This window comes from Oscillospiraceae bacterium (assembly GCA_025757685.1).
GTDB lineage: Bacteria > Bacillota > Clostridia > Oscillospirales > Acutalibacteraceae > CAG-217.
Window position 1 is genome coordinate 46042 of sequence record CP107220.1, and the last position, 15235, is coordinate 61276.

The window sequence follows — 15235 nt, forward strand, 5'->3', positions numbered from 1 at the left end:
ACTTTGGAGTGAAAGAGGTACACCATTATGATTAGAGCGATCGTTGGCGCCAACTGGGGCGACGAGGGTAAAGGCAAGATCACGGATATGTTTGCTGCCAAGAGCGATATTGTTATTCGCTTTCAGGGCGGCGCAAATGCGGGACACACCATCATTAACGAGCATGGGCGCTTTGCATTCCACCTGATGCCTTCCGGCGTGTGCTACGACCACACCACCTGCATCATCGGCAACGGCGTGGCGCTGGATATTAACAAGTTTATCACGGAGCTGGAGGATGTAAAGGCTGCCGGGCTGAACCCGCACCTGTTGGTCAGCGAGCGCTGCCAGATTCTCATGCCCTATCACATTTTGCTGGATACTTATGAGGAGGAGCGCTTGGGCAAGAACGCCTTTGGCTCCACCAAGAGCGGCATTGCCCCGTTCTTTAGCGACAAGTTCTCCAAGATCGGTATTCAGGTGAACGAGCTGTTTGACGAGGAAGAGCTGCGTGCCAAGCTGGAAAATATCTGCACCTTAAAGAACTTAGTGCTGGAGCATGTGTATCACAAACCGCTGTTGAATGTAGACGATCTGTTTGCCACCTGCATGGAGTATAGAGACAAGATCGCTCCCTATGTGTGCGACACCCACGCCTACCTGCAAAAGGCGGTGCAAGAGGGCAAAAATATTTTGCTGGAGGGCCAGCTGGGCACTTTGAAGGACCCGGATTTCGGCATTTATCCCATGGTTACCTCCTCCTCTACTTTGGCCGGTTACGGTGCCGTCGGCGCCGGGCTGCCGCCCCACAAGATCGAGGATATTGTGGTGGTCACCAAGGCCTATTCCTCCGCCGTTGGCGCCGGGGAATTTGTGTCTGAGATCTTGGATGAGGACAAGGCCCAGGAACTGCGGGTCCACGGCGGCGACAAGGGCGAGTTCGGCGCTACCACCGGCAGACCTCGCCGTGTGGGCTGGTTTGACTGTGTGGCTACCCGCTACGGCGTAGAGTGCCAGGGCGCCACCCAGGTGGTGATGACTGCGCTGGACTGCCTGTCTTATTTGGAAGAGATCCCTGTTTGTGTAGGCTATGAGGTTGACGGCAAGGTCATTAAGGACTTCCCGGTCACCCATATCCTCAAGGACTGCAAGCCGGTGCTGAAGACCTTAAAGGGTTGGCACTGCAACATTCGCGGGATCCAGAATTTTGAGGACCTGCCCCAGGAGGCCAAGGACTATGTGGCCTTTATTGAGCAGGAGATCGGCCATAAGATTACCATGGTATCTAATGGTCCGGAGCGTGAGGCAATCCTGCCCAGAGCATAATATATTGCATGAATACAGCAAACCGGCACCCTTGTGTAAAGGGTGCCGGTTTTTCCGTATTACAAACAAAAAGGCACCGCATTGCAAAATGCGGTGCTTTCTGTATGCCATATTATAACAAATTGGGATTTTGCCGGTGGGCGGTGCGTCCCAGCAGGTAATCGGCGGACACATCGTAATACTCGCACAGGGTCAGCAAGTGGCGCAGAGGCAGGGCATTGGCGCCACGCTCATAGCGGGCGTACATGGTCTGGGAGGTGCCCAGCACCTCTGCCAATTCCGCCTGACTTTTATGCGCCTCTGTACGCAGCTGGCGTAGCAGCTTTGGATAACGCAGGCTCATTTGTTCTGTGCCTTGCTGAGAAAGGCTTGCAACGCCGGGCTTTTGGGATGATTGAACAGATCGTCCGGAGTGCCGCTTTCGGCAATCACACCGTCTGCCATAAAGAGCACCTGGTCCGCCACATGGCGGGCAAATTCCATCTCATGGGTCACCACGATCATGGTGCTGTTGCCGGTTTTTAGGCTGCGGATTACATTCAGCACCTCGCCGGTTAGCTCCGGATCCAGGGCGGAAGTGGGCTCGTCAAAGCACAGAATATCCGGCGACATGGCCAGCGCCCGGGCAATGGCAACCCGCTGCTGCTGCCCGCCGCTCAGCTGGCAGGGATAGGCGTCGGCTTTGTCTGCCAGACCCACCCGCTCCAGCAGGCTCTTGGCGTTCTGCTCCAGTGCCTGTTCTTGCGCCTGCTTAAAGGCCTTGGCGTTTTTACCGGCCTTTTTGGCGGCTTTCACCTGCTCGTGCAGCGCCAACTTTGGTGCCAGGGTCAGGTTGTCCATCACCTTGTACTGGGGAAACAGGTTGAACTGCTGGAATACCAGGCCAAAGTGCAGGCGGTTTTTGCGAATTTCTTTATCGGACAGGGTGGCGGCGTCGTTTGCGTCCAGCAGCGTCTGCCCGTCCACGGCGATGGAGCCGCCGCTGGGGGTCTCCAAAAAGTTCAGGCACCGCAGCAAGGTGGTCTTGCCGCTGCCGGAAGAGCCGATGATCACCAGTACATCGCCCTTTTCCAGCGAAAAGTCAATGCCTTTGAGCACCTCGGTATTGCCAAAGCGCTTTTGCAAATTCTTAACTTCTAAAAATGCCATACCATCACCCCTTGTAGTAGTCCAGCTTCTTCTCCAGCCGGTTAAAGAGCACCGTGAGAATGCCGCAGAAGATCAGGTAGAACACGCCGGTGTAGAACAGCGGCCACAGCAGGCCGTCCAGCTTCATAAACTTTTCGCCTGCCCAAATAATCTCGTAAACGGAGATGACGCGGGCCAGGGAAGTGTCCTTCACCAGAGTGATAATCTCGTTGCTCATAGGCGGAATAATCCGCTTTACCACCTGCATAAAGACAACTTTACGGAAGATCTGGTTGCGGGTCATGCCCAGCACCTGACCGGCCTCGTACTGACCCTTGGGAATGGCCTCGATGCCGCCGCGAAAGATCTCAGAAAAATAGCAGGCGTAGTTGATGATAAACGCCACGGATACCGCCACAAAGCGGTCAAACACCGTCCACCCGGCCAGCCAGGTGATGAAAGCGTTTGGATTTTCTAAATTTTGCGCCCAGTTGCCTACCAGTCCCGGGCCGTAATAAACAATAATCATCTGGAGCACCAGGGGCGTACCTCTGATGATCCAGATGAGTGTTTTGCACAGCCACTTTAAGGGACGGAACTTGCTCATGGAGCCAAAGCTGATGATCAGCCCCAAGGGCAGAGCGGCAACCAGCGTGATGCAAAAGAGCTTTAAGGTGGACTCAAAGCCCTCCAGCAGTTGCTGTGTAACTTGCCAGAACATGGTATTCCCTCTCGTGTATGTTGTAACTTATTTGTTGTCTGCGTCCTTGATGAGTACGATCTGGTACTTCTTGGCCAGCTTGTCCAGGGTGCCGTCCTTCATCAAACCGGCCATCACCTCATTGGTCTTGGCGGCCATGTCGGAGCCTTTGCGGAAAGCAATGCCGTACTCCTCAGCCTCCAGCTTGATGCTGTAAGTCAGGTTCTTGTTGCCGGTGCCCTCGCCGGTCATGGCGTTGGCCATGGTCAGATCAATGATGCAGGCGTCTGCAGAGCCGGAGGTCACCTCGGTCAGAGCCAGTGCCTGGCTGTCGGATACCACGGTGTTGGTGAGACCGGCGGCCTGGGCAGCCTTTTCACCGGCGGAACCGCCTTCTATGGCAATGGACTTCAAGTTCTTCAAATCATCGGTGGTCTTGTATTTGCCCACTTCGGACTGTTTCATTACGACCACCTGCGCGTTCTCGGCATAGGCGTTGGTAATGCTGGCGGCCTTTTTGCCCTCGTCGGTAATGGTCATACCGTTCCACAGGCAGTCCACTGCACCGGAGGACAGCTCGTTATACTTGTTGTTCCAGTTAATCTCTACGAACTGAACCTTCACGCCCAGCTTCTCGCCCAGCGCCTGAGCAAACTCGGTGTCAAAGCCGGTCCACTCGCCGTTCTTGTCCTTGTAGTTCATGGGCTCGTACTCGGTGATGCCCACTTTCAGCACACCGGCAGCCTGGATCTTGGCCAGATCGGACTGGGCGGTGGTGTCTTCCTTTTTGTTGTTCTCTTTGTTGCCGGAGCAGGCGGCGAAGCCGGCCACAATGCCGCACACCAGTACCAGGCTCAGCACCAGAGAAAGCACTTTTTTCATCTTGCGCATACGATTTTCTCCTTATAACCTCTAATGATTTTGCGAAGGATGCAATTTTGCGTAGTAGCAAGGTAGCGATTTACCACGCTAAATTCCTTTGCCGATGTGCGCATTATACCACGATTTATGACAAATGTAAATAGGAAATCCGAACAGAGTGTGAAATTTCTGCCGTTTTTGTTGCCAAAGTCCTGTCGGGGTGGTAAAATAGACCGCAAAGGAGATGTTCGTATGAACTGGAATTTTCACCTGCCGGTGGAGCTGGTTTTCGGCAGCGGCACCCGGCATGAAATCAAGTCGTATATAGAGAAGATCGGCGGCACGCGTGGCGTGCTGGTGTGCGGCAAGAGCTTTTTGCGAAATGGCACCGCAGACGCCTTTTTGCAGGCGGCGGATGGCGCTTTAGTGTCCGTATTCAGCGATATTCGCCCCAATCCCACTACGGGGAATGTGAACGCCTGCGCGGCAGAAATGCGGCGGGTCGAGGCGGATTTTGCGGTAGCGCTGGGCGGCGGCTCGCCCATGGACTGTTGCAAGGCGGCCTGCGCCATTGCCCGGGGAACGGACAATATTGAACCGTACCATAACGGCGACAAGCCGGTGACGGCAGAGGAGGCCATTCCCATGATTGCCTTTGCTACCACCGCCGGTACAGCCTCCGAGGTGACCAATATCAGCGTGCTGACCAATGTGGCAGCCGGGGTGAAAAAACCCATGAACCACCCGGCCATGTACCCCAAGATTGCTGTGGTAGACCCGGAGTTGACCTTAACGGTGCCGCCCCAGGTGACCGCCTCCACCGGACTGGATGTGCTGTGCCACGCGGTGGAGAGTTACTGGAGCGTGAACCACCAGCCGGTATGTGCTGCCTGCTCCGTGCATGCGGCGCGACTGGTGTTTGACTGGCTGGAAAAGGCCTACCGGGACGGCAACGACCTGGAGGCTCGGGAGAAGATGGCGGAGGCGTCTATTGTGGCCGGCGTGGCCTTTAGTCACCCCCGCACCACCGGCTCCCACGCCTGCTCCTTCCCGCTGACCAATTTGTACGGTATGCCCCACGGCGAAGCCTGCGCCTTTACCCTGGACTACTTTATCCGCTTTAACGCGGAGCACGCAGACGGGGACGGCCGGATTACCGCCCTTGCCCGGGATTGCGGGTTTGACAGCCCGGCAGCCATGGCGGACGCGGTGCACGGTATGAAAAACAGAATGGGCATGCGCACCAATCTGTGCGAGCTGGGGGTAGAGAGCGATGCGGAGATCCGCGCCCTGGCCCACCAGAGTATGTCCATGCTGATGACCTTAAACCCGGTGCCTTTGACAGAAGAGAATATTTACCAAATGTTCTGCGCCTTAAAGTAACAGGCATTGACAAACGGCGACGAAACTCTATAATAAAAGAACAGACACAGAAAGGAATTTTAGCGTTATGGTTTATGGCGTTGTATTGGCCGGCGGCGTCGGCTCCCGAATGGGCGGGGACAAGCCCAAGCAGTATTTAACGGTAAAGGACAAGCCCATTATCATTTATACCATTGAGAAGTTTATCTCCGTGCCCCAACTGGAGAAGATTTTGGTGCTGTGCCCCTCCAAGTGGGTGGAGCACACCAAGAATTTGATTGCCAAGCACATTGCTCCCGCAGCGGACCGTGTGGCGGTGATCGAGGGCGGTTCTACCCGTAACGAGACGATTATGAATGCTATTCGCTACATTGAGAACGAGGGTAATTTGAACGACGATACCATTATCGTCACCCACGACAGCGTGCGTCCCTTTGTGACCTATCGGATCATTGAGGAGAACATTGCGGCGGCGGAGCAGTTCGGCGCCTGCGACACGGTGATTCCTGCCACGGACACCATTGTGGAGAGCCGGGACCACCAGGTGATCTCTGCGATTCCGGATCGATCCGTCATGTATCAGGGCCAGACCCCCCAGTCCTTCCGCGCCACCAAGCTGAAGAAGCTGTACGAGACCCTCACCGAGGAGGAGAAGGAAATTCTCACGGACGCTGCCAAAATTTTCGTTATCAAGGGTGAGCCGGTGGCGCTGGTGCAGGGCGAGACCTACAATATGAAGATCACTTATCCTTACGATCTGCGGGTGGCAAAATCCCTGTTGGAGGACGAGACCCATGATTAACACCGTCTACCGTTTGGTGGCGCCCCGCCGGTTTGAGATCGCCTTTGAGGACATTGACCTGTTTGGCGACAATGCCATTGTGCGCCCCACCAATCTTTCCATCTGCAACGCAGATATGCGTTATTATCTGGGCACCCGGGATGCCAAGGTGCTGGCCGAGAAGCTGCCCATGGCTCTGATTCATGAGGGCGTGGGCGTCGTTATGCGAGACCCCAGCGGCAAATTCGCTCCCGGCGATCGGGTGGTGATGGTGCCCAATTGTCCTACGGAGACCGATGATTATATCGGCGAGAACTATTTGCGCTCCTCCAAGTTCTGCGGCTCGTCTATGGACGGCTTTTTGCAGGAGTATGTGGAGATTTCGCCTCGGCGGCTGGTGAAGCTGCCCCAGGACATCAATATGAATGTGGCGGCGTTTACGGAGATCGTGTCCGTAGCGGTGCACGCCATTTCTCGGTTTGACAAGATCGCCCACGCCCGGCGGGATGCCATCGGCGTTTGGGGCGACGGCAATTTGGCGTATATTGTCTCCCTGTTTTTGAAAAAGACTTTTCCGGACAGCAAGGTGTATGTGTTTGGCCTGAATGACGATAAGCTGGCGGACTTTACCTTTGCCGACGGGGCGTATAAGACCACGGAGGTGCCGGAGGGCTTTACCATGGACCACGCCTTTGAGTGTGTCGGCGGCAACGGCTCTCCCATTGCCATTGAGCAGATCATCGGGCTGATCAAGCCGGAGGCTACTCTTTCCATTTTGGGCGTCAGCGAGTACCCGGTGCCTATCAATACCCGCATGATTTTGGAAAAGGGGCTGCGTGTGTTCGGCTCCTCTCGCAGCGGCGTGGCGGATTTTGAAAAGACGGTGCAGATGTACCAGCAGTACCCGGAGATCATTGATTACTTAGGCAACCTGATCAGCTCCGTCAATGTGGTGCGCACCACCACGGACATTAAGCAGGCGTTTGAGAAGGACACCCAAAAGGCCTTTGGCAAAACCATTATGGTTTGGCAGGAATAAAAAATTTAGGCGGCGCAAATGATGCGCCGCCTTTTGTATTTTCTGCACATTTCGTCTCTGCTGTGCAGGACCACTGTTTGGTCGCTTGCCATAGGGAGGATTCTCCTTTGTCTTTTCCTTGCGGATATTTTAGCATTTTTGCCGGGTATCGTCAAGCTGCGGCTTTCGTATAGATAGATGGGTATAAAAAGGACTTTGGCCGTTTGGTCAAAGTCCTTTGCTTTTATATATTGCTTTCGATTATCGATTTTAGGCCTCTGCGGCTGCCGATTCGCTTTCAAAAATGGTCTCCCAGTGGGTTTTGACCGAGGACGCCAGGTCTTTGACCTTGGCGCCCAGCTTCTTTTCTTTCATAATATCCCCCTTCAATGCCGGTAACGCTTTATGCGAATTACACAGATTTATTACAGTATAGCATAGACTTTTGGGCAAAGCAACCAATGTTTTGTCGCGACTTTTGTATATGTTGAATTATTAAGAAGTGGTAAAGTTCCTTGACAAACGAAAGCGACTGCCATACAATGAAAATGTAAATCAAAGAAAGTATTTTGCAGTGACTCGTATACACAATAAATTTACGAAATGAGAATTGTCAACTGTTTTGTGGTTGAAATAGGCAAAGAGAGGAGGCGAGTACCGTTTATTCTCATTTTGTAAGAATAAATCTGTAAAGATAAAAAAAGGAGTAGTATTATGTCAAAGAAAAAATTAGTGTCGATTTTGCTTTCAGCTGTTCTGTGCTTTGGTATGCTGGGCGGAACATTTGTTGCCAGTGCAGAAAGTGTGTCTGTTCACTTGACCAAAACCCAAGCCGTAAATTCTTCCTCCAATGTGTACGGTACATTTAAGTATTATTGGGGAAAAAACAGCAAATCCTCAAAACACAGCGTGTACTATATCGCTCGCTACAAAAACAAAGGTATTTGGCACACAGGGGGCAGCGATCTACTTGCTGCCGGAGAGGAGAGGTCAGAAAAGGATCCGTTTGTGACCGAAAAGCTGGATTATAAAACCGATTGGTTTTTGAAGTTGAATCCGAAGGGCGCAGGCACGAAGGATTGTGACGCCTGGGGCTACATGAGAAACGCATAATGGACGCGCAAGGTCGGCGCGTGAGCGCCGACCTTGTTTATAAGGTGGAATCAAAATGAGTACATTTAAGCTTATGTCCCGGTTGTGGAGCCGGAACAAGTTTTATAAAAATTTAATCCTGGCCGTTATCGTACTGTTTAGTGGTTTTCTGCTATACGTTACGATTGCTTCTATCCGTGAAGAAGCGCCGGCCGATACTTTAACCTATGCATTTTGCACGCTGCGCCCCATGTATCTGATGGTGATTTTTTTTCTTTTCTTCTCTTACGAGTGCTTTGTGAAGATCAATCGATATAAAGAGACTTTTTCCACTTGTAAGCAGGGGATCGGTGGGGTCTACCGTGCCCAGCTGCTGCTGCTTTTCAGCCTGATCGGTGTTTTAACCATGGTGTCGTTCCTGCTTATCGTGGGTTATGCCTGCGTGGCGCACCAGGTTGCCTTGCTGCCCCATGTGCTGTCTCGGGTGATCTGTTATCAGGTGCTGTGTCCGGGGGCGGCGGTGTTGATCGGTCTGTTGCTGTCCGGTGTTCGGCAGCGGTATATTGTGTATCCGCTGATGGTGATTTTTGGCTTATCGGAGACCGAGTGGCTCCAAACCACCACCACGCATGTGATGGAGACGACCGGGAAGAATTATGCCAAGCTGATGCAAATTTTCTCCTTGATCCCCAATTCTATGCAGTATGAGCCGAATAATCAAATTGGGATCCCCTGGGATTTGAACAAAATCGCTCAACTGCTGTTTTTCATCGCCCTCTCCGCTACGGTGGTGGGTCTTATTTGTGCTCGCACCAAGGCCAAGCGGTGGTGGACCGGCGGCCTGGGGCTGCTGCTGTCAGCCGTGCTGTTGACCGGGTATTTTATGCCGGTATCTGTTCCGGTGATGGACTTGAGCACCTCCGGCGTATTTGCAGATGCCGCCTATTATCAAACGATCCATGCGGGTGAGCAGCGAAATGTGGCAGCCGATTTCCGGGTAAAAAAATATCAGCTGGACTTTTCCGTGGGGCTGAATTTGACCGGCCGTGCCAAGGTGTATGTGGACCGATCGGAGCTGAAAAGCTACCGCTTTACTCTGTACCATGGGTACAAGGTGAAGCAGGTGACGGACCAAACCGGCGCGGCGCTGGATTTTCGCCGGGAACTTGACTATGTAACGGTGACCCGGGGCGGGGCGGCTGTGGAATATCTGTGCCTGGAATATACCGGCAAATCACCTAAGTATTACAGCAGTTATGCCGGGGTCTGCCTGCCCGCCAACTTTGCCTATTATCCCATTCCCGGGTATCGGGAGCTGTTTTCGGACAATTTTTATGGCTTTATTGATTGTTCGCTGCCCTATGATACCGCCTTTGATGTGCGTTGCAGCGGGCGAAAGCAGATGTATTGCAACTTGGCTGCCCGGGGAGACAATCACTTTGCCGGTAACGCCCGTTCCATTACCCTGCTCAGCGGATATTACGATACCTTAAAGCTCAACGATACCTTGGTGGTCTATCCTAAGTATGCGGACAAAGAGATCCGGGCAAGGATCAAAAAGAATATGGGCACCTTTACAAAGCAGCACCGGGATATTCGTACCATTTTTATCATGGACACGGACAATTTGACCCAGTATGAGCACTTGCGGTCCTATGACGGCTATGTGGTGACCTCCTCCATTTATGACATGGAACAGTCGTACTTTGAGTCCCAAATTGACATCAGCAAGATGGACTTCTACAAGACATTTGTTTATTACTATAATGAAAAAGTGGACCGGGAGGAGCTGGAACAGCTAAAGCAGAGCGAGGACCCGGAGGAATACCCCATGGTGCAGATCATTCTAAAGCTGTCTGCCTCCAAAAACCGGGAGGCTGCTGCCGCAGAGACGGAGCAGTATTTGACCAACAGCAAAGACACCCGGGCGCCCATGACCTTTTTGCAGGAGTTAGGAGAGAAATATGCTAAAGCTTGACGGTGTACATAAAAAATTCAAATCCGCCTTGGTGGCGGAGAAGATCAGCGTAGACCTGGGGCCGTGCACCTACGGCCTGCTGGGTCGCAACGGCAGCGGCAAAACCACCCTGCTGCGCTGCATTACCCGGGTGGAAAAGGTAAACGGCGGTCGCATTGTTTACACGGACGGGGACGGCCGGGAGGTGAAGGATTATTTGGACCATATCGGCTACCTGCCCCAGAACTTTGATGTGTTCCCGGAGCTGACCGCCTATGAGGTGCTGCAATTCTTTGCCAACTTAAAGGGCTACAAGATCACAGAGGCGGAGATCGACCACTTGCTGGAGATCCTGAACCTGTCGCCCCAGCGGGATATGACGGTCAAGACCCTGTCCGGCGGTATGAAGCGGCGGCTGGGCATTGCCCAGGCGCTGATCGGCGACCCGGATGTGCTGCTGCTGGACGAACCTACGGCGGGACTGGACCCGGAGGAACGGCTGAACTTTAAGAATGTGATCCGCCGGATCAAGGGGGATCGGTGCGTGGTGCTGTCCACCCATATCATCACGGATATTGAGTCTCTGTGTGACCGCATTTTGGTGCTGTGCGACGGCCGGATCACCGCCTTTGACTCCTGCGGTGCGCTGGCAGATGTGGCCCGGGGCAAGGTGTATGCGGTGGAGAACACGGCCGATCTTGCCACGCCGTTCCACTCCATGGGGCCGGTGACGGTGGACGGCAAAGCGTATGAAAAGATCATCAGCAAGGCGCCCCTGGACGCGCCGGCGCTGGAGCCTACGGTAGAGGACGGATATATATGCTTTATCGAAAAATTAAGCTGAGCACCTTTGGCCTGTACTTAAAGGCGGTCAGCAAGCTGTGGCTGGTGCCGCTGTTGACCGTCAATGTGCTGGTGCCGGTGATCTCCGCCGTGCTGTATAAGAATGGCGGCGCGGGGGCAGAGTCGGATATTGTTACGGTGATGTACTTTCTGCTGCCCATCAGCACCGTATGGACCAGCATTTTTGTGTCGGAATTTTTCTTCTCCGATCGCACAAGGGATGTGCTGTTCTTTTACAGCCGCAAAAAGCGCTTTGCCGTGTCGCAGCTGTTCTTTCTGCTGCCCTTGGTCAATGTGGCGGCGGTGACGCTGCTGCACTTTCGCTGCCTGAGCTACTCGGTGAGTATGGCTGTTAATCTGCTGTGCATCGGCGTGCTGTTTTACGGCATTGCCATGCTGATCCTGCGGCTGTCCGGCTCCGCCACCATGGCGGTTTTGGCGCTGCTGCTGTATGAGCTGCTCAACGAGTTTGCCATGTCGGACGCCTTTGTGTTTTACAAGGTGTACGGCTCGCTGACGGTGGAGATCTTTTGCGTGCGCTATGTGCCGCTGCTGGTGATCGCCCTGGTGTGTATCCTTTTGGCCTTTACCGCCAACGGCCACGCCGGGCGCGCCGCCGATTAAAGTCAAAATCAAAAAGAACCGCAGTGCCTGTGCATTGCGGTTTTTTCTGTCTTGACAAAGTGTTGAAATACTGTTATCATCTATACATAGAATATCTATGTAATAACGGAAAGGAGACGGCTATGAAGATCAGCAAGGAACTGTCCACCGGCACGCTGCCTATGCTGGTGCTCTCTGTACTGGGGAGCGAGGATTTGTACGGTTATCGGATCATCAAGATCCTGGAGGCCCGCAGCGACAATGCCTTTTCGCTGAAAGAGGGCACTTTGTATCCCATTTTGCACGCGCTGGAGCAGGAGGGCTGCCTGGAGAGCTACTGGGACGCGTCCACCGGACGCAAGAAAAAATACTACCATATTACAAAGAAAGGGCGCAAGCTGCTGGAGAGCAAAAAGGCGGAGTTCACCGCTTTCTCCGACACGGTACAGAAAGTATTGTCATTTGCATAAAGGGTAACGGAAAAGAAAATGAAGAGAGAAGATTATGTCAAAAAGGCCACGGCACGGATCTTTGACGACCGCCAAAAGCGGGCGGTCTCCGCAGAGCTGGAGGATCACATTGCCCACCGTACGGCGGCACTGGAGGAGATCGGCTATGACCCGGAACGGGCAGAGGCGCAGGGCGTAGAGGCCATGGGCGACCCGGCAGAGATCTGCGATCAGCTGGGCGCGCTGCACAATCGGTTTTATACCCCGGTGTGGGACATTGTGTTGCTGCTGCTGTGGGGCGGACTGCTGGCCGGGGCGTATTTTGCCCTGCGGCAGTATGTGTTCGGCGATGTGGGGCTGACGGCTCTGCTAAACGCCGGAGCCTGCTTGGTGCCCGGCTGCGCCTGCCTGTACGGGGTGTGGTGCCTGCACCGGAACCACCCGGTAACGGCGGTGCTGTATGCCCTTGGGCTGGGCGGCAGCGGGGTGTATCTGTATTTTTTGCTGCAAAAACTCAGCGCCACCATGGGCGGTCGCTTTGCCAACTGGCAGGCGTTCCTGTTTCATCAAGAGATCTTAAAGCACCAGGGCTTGTATGCCAACGATCGGGCAGTGGCCGGTGGGATCGCCGGTCTGCTGGCGCCCGGCGTGCTGCTGCTCTTGGCGGCAGTGATCTATATGCTGAAAAAGGCGGCGCTGGCCAACACCCGGCTGGACAATCGCGTGGCCCATGTCTTTGGCCGAGTGGGCGTGGTGCTGGGCGTTCTGTGCCTGGCGGCCACCATCGCCCTTGGTGTCAAGGCACCGGCGGATGTGCGCGCCTTTGCCGGGGAGTACAAGGCGGTGTATGCCTATTTGCTCCAGGTGACCCAGGGTGCTAAGGATATGGACGCCCTGTGCGCGGAGATTGAGGACAGCCCTTACGCCTTTGAGATTGAGCGCACCGACGACGGGGAGTTTCTGTCCGCAACCTATCAGCACAATTATGTGTTGACCCAGGTGGAGCCGCAGGAAATTCAAAGTCGGGCAGAGCTGGAGGCGGAGTACCAAAAGGAGATCGCCAAGTTCCAAGACTCGCTGGAGAAGCTGGGCAGCGACCCGGAGATGGCCGAGGAGATTAGCCGCACCTATGCCCAATCCACCCGGGAGCAAGCGTACCGTTCCCAGGTCAGCGGCATTGTGCGCTTGGGACTGAACAGCGACTTGGTGGGCACGGATCTGGACAAGCGCAGCGCCCGCTTTTTAACGGTAGATACGGCCGGGCGGCAGGCACTGTTTGACCGCAAGATGGCCGGCAAAAAGGACCGGGTGGTGCTGGAGCAGCTGTCCGGCGTGGTACCGTATAAATGGAAGGTGGAATACACCTTGCAGCGGCTGGGCAACTGTCGCTATGACTGGACTTACCTGGTGGGCAGCGACAAGTACAGATGTGAGGCGGCGTTCTCTGCCAAGCGGCAGGATACCGCTACCGCTGCGGCTATGGAACAACTGGACCGGGTAGCAGCCACGGTGGAGAAGAACCCCAAGTTGCGTCGTGCCGACCTGGCCCGCAAGATTGGAGCCAAATTGCAGGCGCCCCAGGTGTCCGAGGACCGGTATACAGCCCAATATGATAGTCTGGGCAGCCGCTTTGACCAGCTGAAAGAATGGGCGCACCAGCGGTATGAACTGAGCTTTCAGTATCAGTTCGGGGACTATTATTTTTGCTTGGCCGGTAAGCCGTACAGCACAGTGACGCTGTACGATAAGGATGGCTGTCTGCTGAGCAGTCGGTTCCTGGTTAGCGGCGACTTTAGCGGCACCCACGGCAATTTGCGGCGGCCGCTACTGGATCGGGGCTATTATGATCGGCAGGGCAATTTCTATCCCCAGCCGCATTTTGTGCCTGCCTATACCCGGGACGGCAAGGCGTATCTGTATTATTATTGGAAGTCGCCGGATGGAGACGCCACCAAGAATGTGCAGTATCTGTACGCTATGGACGACCCGGCCGCTCGGTTAGAGCCGACCGGTGCCTATATTGACAGCGACGGCTATTTGGTTACCGGGGTGCAGGTGAAAAAGAAACAAAAGGACGGCAGCGTGATCGGCAGTGACGGCAAAACTTATTACCCATACCTACGCACCGGCTGGACTGCCCAGGGTAAGCCACGCATGGCGCACCAGCCGTCAGAGCTGGAGGAAATGCTCCAGGACCTGGACACCGCCCAGAATACAGAGTAAAACACAGATAAAAGCAAAAAGAACCGCAGTGCGTGTGCATTGCGGTTTTCTTGTTTTTACGGTTTATTTTTTTGCCTTGGCGGTGGGCTTTTTGTTTCCTTTGGTGCGCAGCACGATCATAAAGATCATGCCTACAATGCCGCCCACGACGTTCATCATCATATCCGTCATGGTATCGACCAAGCCAATATAGCCGTACTCGCCGTGGTACTTGGCCAGGTCAAACATGGCGGTCTCCGGCCCGGCTTTTGCCAGTTGCAGGTTGGTGCCGTGGAGGGTGTCCATCAGAAATTCGTAAAACTCCCACCCGGCGGCGATGGTCACGGCGAACATCAGACCGAATATTGCGGCCAGAGTTACGGCGCAGGGGCCTTTTTTGCGCTGAATGATCCGGGCAAAGTCAAAGCCAAAGGCGGCGCACACGAAGCCGGACAGCAGGTGCATAAAATCGTCAAAATGCGCCAGCTTGTCAAACAGCTCCAGGTAGGAGCCAAACACAATGCCGATAAAAATAATGATATTCAGCAGGGTTTGGGACAGGGGCGGCACTTCTTCAATAAACGAGCCGTTGCCGAAGATCTGAAACAGATCCCACAAATGGGTGAATATAAAGCAAAATATGCTCTCAAAACCCATCACCGTATCGCCGTGGATAAAGGAATATCCGGCGCAGATGAGCATAGCCAAGCGCACCAGCAGCCAAAAGGCCAGTTGCACCTTGGGAATCTTGGAGATCGGGTCTTTTTTGATTTGATAGGCCATAATCGTCGTCCTTTTTTGTAATATCGCTCTTTATCATACCATAGATGCGCCAAAAGTCAAACCCGGGTTTATAAATTAAGTATAAAATCTTTGGGCCTTTTGTTGAGCCGGGGCGAGGGGCCTGCTATAATAGATGAACAGTAAGATGAAA

General features: G+C 54.0%; 15 protein-coding genes. 10 read left to right on the plus strand and 5 right to left on the minus strand.

Annotated features, from left to right (window positions below):
* Nucleotides 1-27 precede the first annotated feature (27 nt).
* Complete coding sequence (locus tag OGM59_00210) at nucleotides 28-1305, plus strand: adenylosuccinate synthase (GenBank protein UYI90930.1); 1278 nt, start codon at nucleotides 28-30, stop codon at nucleotides 1303-1305.
* A 112-nt stretch (nucleotides 1306-1417) separates the two neighbouring features.
* On the opposite strand, the gene OGM59_00215 is transcribed toward OGM59_00210, so the two are convergent.
* From OGM59_00215 to OGM59_00230, 4 genes are read right to left on the minus strand one after another with little or no spacing between them, the layout of a single operon-like run.
* A complete protein-coding gene (locus OGM59_00215) occupies nucleotides 1418-1648 on the minus strand; it encodes a helix-turn-helix domain-containing protein (protein ID UYI90931.1) in 231 nt (76 codons plus the stop codon).
* Nucleotides 1645-2454, minus strand: a complete 810-nt coding sequence (locus OGM59_00220) for an amino acid ABC transporter ATP-binding protein (protein UYI90932.1) — start codon at nucleotides 2452-2454, stop codon at nucleotides 1645-1647. Before OGM59_00220 ends, OGM59_00215 begins: the two co-directional genes overlap by 4 nt.
* A 4-nt stretch (nucleotides 2455-2458) precedes the next feature.
* On the minus strand, nucleotides 2459-3154 hold the full coding sequence (locus OGM59_00225) for an amino acid ABC transporter permease (protein UYI90933.1): 696 nt from the start codon (nucleotides 3152-3154) through the stop codon (nucleotides 2459-2461).
* Nucleotides 3155-3181: 27 nt separating this feature from the next.
* Nucleotides 3182-4024, minus strand: coding sequence for a transporter substrate-binding domain-containing protein (locus OGM59_00230; GenBank protein UYI90934.1), 843 nt, complete (start codon nucleotides 4022-4024; stop codon nucleotides 3182-3184).
* Between the two features lie 222 nt (nucleotides 4025-4246).
* Between OGM59_00230 and OGM59_00235 the strand changes: the two genes are divergently transcribed.
* The 9 genes from OGM59_00235 (at nucleotide 4247) to OGM59_00275 (ending at nucleotide 14322) form a co-directional block, all read left to right on the plus strand.
* Nucleotides 4247-5377: an iron-containing alcohol dehydrogenase family protein gene (locus OGM59_00235; protein ID UYI90935.1), complete on the plus strand. Its 1131-nt coding sequence runs from the start codon at nucleotides 4247-4249 to the stop codon at nucleotides 5375-5377.
* 67 nt (nucleotides 5378-5444) lie between these two features.
* Nucleotides 5445-6158 carry a 2-C-methyl-D-erythritol 4-phosphate cytidylyltransferase gene (locus OGM59_00240; GenBank protein UYI90936.1) on the plus strand — a complete coding sequence of 238 codons (714 nt, stop codon included), beginning with the start codon at nucleotides 5445-5447 and terminating at the stop codon, nucleotides 6156-6158.
* Nucleotides 6151-7176, plus strand: coding sequence for an alcohol dehydrogenase catalytic domain-containing protein (locus OGM59_00245; GenBank protein UYI90937.1), 1026 nt, complete (start codon nucleotides 6151-6153; stop codon nucleotides 7174-7176). Before OGM59_00240 ends, OGM59_00245 begins: the two co-directional genes overlap by 8 nt.
* 693 nt (nucleotides 7177-7869) lie before the next feature.
* Entirely contained in the window at nucleotides 7870-8268 is a 399-nt protein-coding gene (locus OGM59_00250) for a hypothetical protein (GenBank protein ID UYI90938.1), read from the plus strand.
* Between the two features lie 55 nt (nucleotides 8269-8323).
* On the plus strand, nucleotides 8324-10225 hold the full coding sequence (locus tag OGM59_00255) for a hypothetical protein (protein ID UYI90939.1): 1902 nt from the start codon (nucleotides 8324-8326) through the stop codon (nucleotides 10223-10225).
* Nucleotides 10212-11048, plus strand: a complete 837-nt coding sequence (locus OGM59_00260) for an ATP-binding cassette domain-containing protein (protein UYI90940.1) — start codon at nucleotides 10212-10214, stop codon at nucleotides 11046-11048. The genes OGM59_00255 and OGM59_00260 overlap by 14 nt, the downstream gene beginning before the upstream one ends.
* On the plus strand, nucleotides 11024-11671 hold the full coding sequence (locus OGM59_00265) for a hypothetical protein (GenBank protein UYI90941.1): 648 nt from the start codon (nucleotides 11024-11026) through the stop codon (nucleotides 11669-11671). Before OGM59_00260 ends, OGM59_00265 begins: the two co-directional genes overlap by 25 nt.
* A gap of 122 nt (nucleotides 11672-11793) precedes the next feature.
* Nucleotides 11794-12120 carry a PadR family transcriptional regulator gene (locus OGM59_00270; GenBank protein UYI90942.1) on the plus strand — a complete coding sequence of 109 codons (327 nt, stop codon included), beginning with the start codon at nucleotides 11794-11796 and terminating at the stop codon, nucleotides 12118-12120.
* A gap of 18 nt (nucleotides 12121-12138) precedes the next feature.
* Nucleotides 12139-14322: a permease prefix domain 1-containing protein gene (locus tag OGM59_00275; protein UYI90943.1), complete on the plus strand. Its 2184-nt coding sequence runs from the start codon at nucleotides 12139-12141 to the stop codon at nucleotides 14320-14322.
* 63 nt (nucleotides 14323-14385) lie between these two features.
* Here the strand turns inward: OGM59_00275 and OGM59_00280 are convergent, their stop codons facing one another.
* On the minus strand, nucleotides 14386-15084 hold the full coding sequence (locus OGM59_00280) for a hypothetical protein (protein ID UYI90944.1): 699 nt from the start codon (nucleotides 15082-15084) through the stop codon (nucleotides 14386-14388).
* Between the last annotated feature and the right edge of the window lie 151 nt (nucleotides 15085-15235).